This window comes from Aeromonas finlandensis (assembly GCF_000764645.1).
Classification (GTDB): Bacteria; Pseudomonadota; Gammaproteobacteria; order Enterobacterales; family Aeromonadaceae; genus Aeromonas; species Aeromonas finlandensis.
This window is the reverse complement of the sequence record NZ_JRGK01000180.1, coordinates 1-2681: the sequence shown is the minus strand read 5'-3', so window position 1 is coordinate 2681 and position 2681 is coordinate 1. Positions and strand designations below refer to the sequence as shown.

3 protein-coding genes are annotated in these 2681 nt (G+C 54.5%); 1 reads left to right on the top strand and 2 read right to left on the bottom strand.

All coding sequences use genetic code 11. The annotated features are described in order from the left end of the window. The coding region (locus LD28_RS0112330) for a hypothetical protein (RefSeq protein ID WP_033137262.1) at nucleotides 1–185 on the top strand (185 nt) is incomplete at its 5' end. Between the two features lie 261 nt (nucleotides 186–446). Here LD28_RS0112330 and LD28_RS0112325 read toward each other — a convergent pair. Further along, nucleotides 447–2039: an ABC-F family ATPase gene (locus LD28_RS0112325; protein WP_033137261.1), complete on the bottom strand. Its 1593-nt coding sequence runs from the start codon at nucleotides 2037–2039 to the stop codon at nucleotides 447–449. 62 nt (nucleotides 2040–2101) lie between these two features. After that, the coding region (locus LD28_RS0112320; RefSeq protein ID WP_033137260.1) for a site-specific integrase at nucleotides 2102–2681 on the bottom strand (580 nt) is incomplete at its 5' end.

Genomic DNA, 2681 nt, shown 5'->3' with positions numbered 1-2681 from the left:
GTGACCGCGTGGTGGTTGCGCTGGACAAGGTGAATGTCCCGGCTGCTCCATCCGGCATGGCCGCCATGCTGCAAGGTCAGCTGGGTCAGGGTAAAGCCCAGGTGGATTACAAGTCTCTGATCGACGAGCTGCGCAAAGCGGCCAAGATCGAGTACTTCACCAGTGTGGAAGCGACCGTCGAGTAATCGGCACTGCGCAACCCATTGAAAACGGCTCCTTGATGGAGCCGTTTTTTTATCTGTGGGCGGCGAGAGATATACTCAAGCTCTGCTCTCTGCTCTCTGCTCTCTGCTCTCTGCTCTCTGCTCTTTACTGTTTTCGCTTTGCTCTGCGGCTTTCTGTAGTCGTACCTGAGTCATATGCCATATCAGTCGTCTAAACACGGGATATAAAAAAACCGGCACCTGAGTGCCGGTTTTTCATTGCGAGGGTGTGCAGGGCAGAGGTTATACCACGCCCTGGGTGCGCAGGTAATCCTCGTAGGTACCGCCGAAGTCGCGGATACCATCTTCGCTCAGCTCCAGAATGCGGGTCGCCAGCGAGGAGACGAATTCGCGGTCGTGGGAGACAAAGATCAGGGTGCCCTTGTACATCTCGAGTGCCAGGTTCAAGGATTCGATAGATTCCATGTCCAGGTGGTTGGTCGGCTCATCCATGATCAGGATGTTGGGACGCTGCATCATCAGCTTGCCGAACAGCATACGGCCCTGTTCACCACCGGAGAGCACCTTGACCGGCTTTTTGATATCGTCCTGAGTGAACAGCAGACGACCGAGGATAGAGCGAACTGCCTGCTCATCTTCGTTCTCCTGTTTCCACTGGGCCATCCAGTCAAACACATTAAGATCGGTGTTGAAGTCTTCGGCGTGATCCTGGGCGTAGTAGCCAATCTGGGCATTCTCGGACCACTTGATGGTGCCGGTATCCGGTGCCAACTCTCCGACCAGGGTTTTGATCAGGGTCGATTTACCGATACCGTTAGTACCCAGAATGGCGACCTTTTCACCCACTTCCAGCATCATGTTGAGGCCCTTGAACAGGGGCGCCTCGCCGTAGCCTTTGGATACACCTTCGATCTCCAGGATATTGCGGTAGAGCTTCTTCTCCTGCTCGAAGCGGATGAAGGGGTTCTGACGGCTGGAGACCTTCACTTCCTCAATCTTGATCTTGTCGATCTGCTTGAGGCGGGAGGTGGCTTGGCTGGACTTGGAGGCGTTGGCACTAAAACGGGAGACGAAGGATTGCAGATCGGCGATCTGGGCCTTCTTCTTGGCGTTGTCGGCCAGCAGACGCTCGCGGGCCTGAGTGGCGGCCAGCATGTAGTCATCGTAGTTGCCCGGATAGACGCGCAGCTCGCCGTAGTCCAGATCCGCCATGTGAGTACAGACGGAGTTCAGGAAGTGACGGTCGTGAGAGATGATGATCATGGTGCTTTCACGATCATTGAGCACCTGCTCCAGCCAGCGAATGGTGTTGATATCCAGGTTGTTGGTCGGTTCGTCCAGCAGCAGGATGTCAGGGTTGGAGAACAGCGCCTGTGCCAGCAGCACCCGCAGTTTCCAGCCCGGGGCCACTTCACTCATCGGGCCGTTGTGCTGCTCGATAGGAATACCGGCACCCAGCAGCAGCTGACCGGCACGCGCTTCGGCGGTGTAGCCGTCATATTCAGCGACCAGCCCTTCCAGCTCGGCAGCCTTCATGTAGTCGTCATCGGTCGCTTCGAGGTTGGCGTAGATGGCATCACGCTCGGCAATCGCCGCCCACAGCTCGGTGTGACCCATCATGACCACGTCCAGAACACGGGTATCTTCGTAGGCGAACTGATCCTGGCGCAGCTTACCGATGCGCTCATTGACGTCCAGGCTCACATTACCGCCGCTGGGCTCAAGATCGCCGCCGAGGATCTTCATAAAGGTGGACTTGCCACAGCCGTTGGCGCCAATAAGGCCATAGCGGTTGCCGCCGCCAAACTTGACGTTGATGTTCTCGAACAGCGGCTTGGCGCCGAATTGCATGGTGATGTTATTGCTGCTTAACATATGGTTTAAATTAAATCCTTAATTATCAATGCATTATTGCATTGCTTAGAAACTTTGGGGCGCTATTGGGGCAAATGCCCATTTTTTTGCATTGCGCTCCAGATCACGTCGGCCTCACTGCGGCTTGCGGACTCGATCCATTTTCCGTAGACCTCTTGCAACATCCTTGCTGAGTTATGGCCCATTTGTTCAGCTATGAACGCAAGATTTCCGTGAGCAGTAATATTCCAACTGGCAAAAGTATGCCGAAGTTGATAGGCACGACGATACCGAACCCCTGACTTATTGATTGCTGCCCGCCATGGAGCCACCAAGAAAACACCGGAGTAAAACGGTGGTCTACCTGGGACAAGTTTGGTTGGGCGAAATACTGGGCGCAATGTTTGGCGCACGATCATGCCACCTGGTAAGTGCATGTCAATCTTTGTGTCCGAAAGTGACCCAGTTATCTGCAATTGTGCCTGTAGTGCGGCCAGGGCTGGCGGCATCAGATGCACTATTCGTGTGCGATTTGTCTTTGGCAGTTTGAATTGCATCTGCTGTTGAGTAATGTTGCGACGAATGTTGATCACTTGCTGCTCAAAATCGACATCCCCCCAGCTAAGAGCACGTAATTCACCGGGACGGATACCAGTGTAGGCC

Excerpts from the sequence above, each read along its gene's own strand:
- LD28_RS0112325 (WP_033137261.1), bottom strand. The coding sequence starts at position 2,039 with ATGTTAAGCAGCAATAACATCACCATGCAATTCGGCGCCAAGCCGCTG.